Raw genomic sequence first — 1386 nt, forward strand, 5'->3', positions numbered from 1 at the left:
GGCGGCTACGGCGGCGATTATGTTGTTGGACGAGAACATGGGTAGCCTCGGCGTTGAACCTGGAACCCGCGACAAGATGTTGCAGGTTGTTGGTATGGCGATTGCCAAGATTGTTGGTGGCAATGCAACTGCGGCGACGGCGGGGATGGCGGATGCTTATAACAGACAGTTGCATCCGGATGAGAAAGAAAAGATCAGCACCCAAGCTAACGGTGACAAAGAAGCCGAAAAGCGCCTTACTAGGGCCGCGTGCTACGAAATAAAGTGCTGGGCAGAATACCCCGTCGGGAGCGCGGAATACACTGAGAACTATGTGAGCACCGTAGAGGCAAGCGATCTCGCAGAGGAACGGCGATGGGTCCTTCTGCAAAAGGAGTCTGGGCTATTCCAATATAGTGCAAGTCAAAAGTTTGGGGATGCGATGGAAAGCGATCCCATAGGGGTGGTCAAGGATGGTGCAAAAATCGTTTTTGGCGCCATCACAGCAAAAACAGGGGTCACTATTTGTGGAACTACTGGTATTGGATGCGCGATTGGTGGCGGTGGGATGGTCGCGTTTGGCATTAGTGATGTGGGGGAAGGTGCAAATGGGTTGTATAACCGGTTAAATGGAATTAACTTGCCTGGAAATAATGTTCTAAAAAGCGGTTTCGAGTATCTTATGCCGACTTGGGGCGGAACTACTTTTGACGGTTTGAATTTGGTGTTTTCCATGGGGGCTGCCGGTGCAAAGGTGCCATTGAAGGTTGGGATAGCTGATGGCCTCGGTCGGCCCAATTCCATTTTTGGCGTTGCTGTTTCGAGGTTCAATAATCCGACGCTTGTTCCATTTTTTGGCAAAGCCTTGCCTAATGGAACGACTCAAACGACCTTGCTTTTCGGGGTCGGGGCGAAAGGATATACGTTTGTAAATGGGGTGACAAATATGGATGAAAAATGAACTCGCGCAAGAAAATTGAAGATATTCGAAAAATTATTGTTGTTGGTAGCATATCTCTAGGTTCGAGCGGTTTATATGCATTTCTGCTGGCGGGAGTCTCTCGGATTGTGTTCGGATGGAAAGAAGAGTTTTGCCTTGTTTTCATCGGGTTGCCGTCGTTTTTGGTGTTATTCGTTGTTCATATTGCTCTTTTGCCTCGATATTTGCGGAAGGCAGGCCTAATAGACTAGGCAGGTAGAAAAACGAGGCCTCGCCCATAACTGAATTTTGTCTTGTAGCCGTGTATCTAGTGAACTCCCCGGGAGCAGGGCCTTGAGCAGATGAAGCGCGTGGCGAGCCAGGTGGTCAGCGGCAACGGCAATGTGAGCATCGCCGCCAAGGACGACCTCACCGCGCGCGGTGCCGACATCTCCGCAGGGCAAGACGTGACCCTGATCGGCAAGAAC

Annotated in this window: 2 protein-coding genes and 1 pseudogene; all 3 read left to right on the forward strand. The window is 50.6% G+C overall.

Annotated elements, in window-relative coordinates; genetic code table 11:
* Positions 1–940, forward strand: a pseudogene (locus KHO18_RS28210) (hypothetical protein); the annotation flags it as partial.
* Positions 937–1170, forward strand: a complete 234-nt coding sequence (locus tag KHO18_RS28215) for a hypothetical protein (RefSeq protein ID WP_211944316.1) — start codon at positions 937–939, stop codon at positions 1168–1170. The pseudogene KHO18_RS28210 and the gene KHO18_RS28215, both read left to right, overlap by 4 nt.
* Positions 1171–1260: 90 nt before the next feature.
* Positions 1261–1386: hemagglutinin repeat-containing protein (locus tag KHO18_RS28790; protein ID WP_211944317.1), on the forward strand; the 126-nt coding region annotated here is incomplete at its 3' end.

The organism is Cupriavidus campinensis, assembly GCF_905397395.1.
GTDB classification, from domain to species: Bacteria; Pseudomonadota; Gammaproteobacteria; order Burkholderiales; family Burkholderiaceae; genus Cupriavidus; species Cupriavidus campinensis.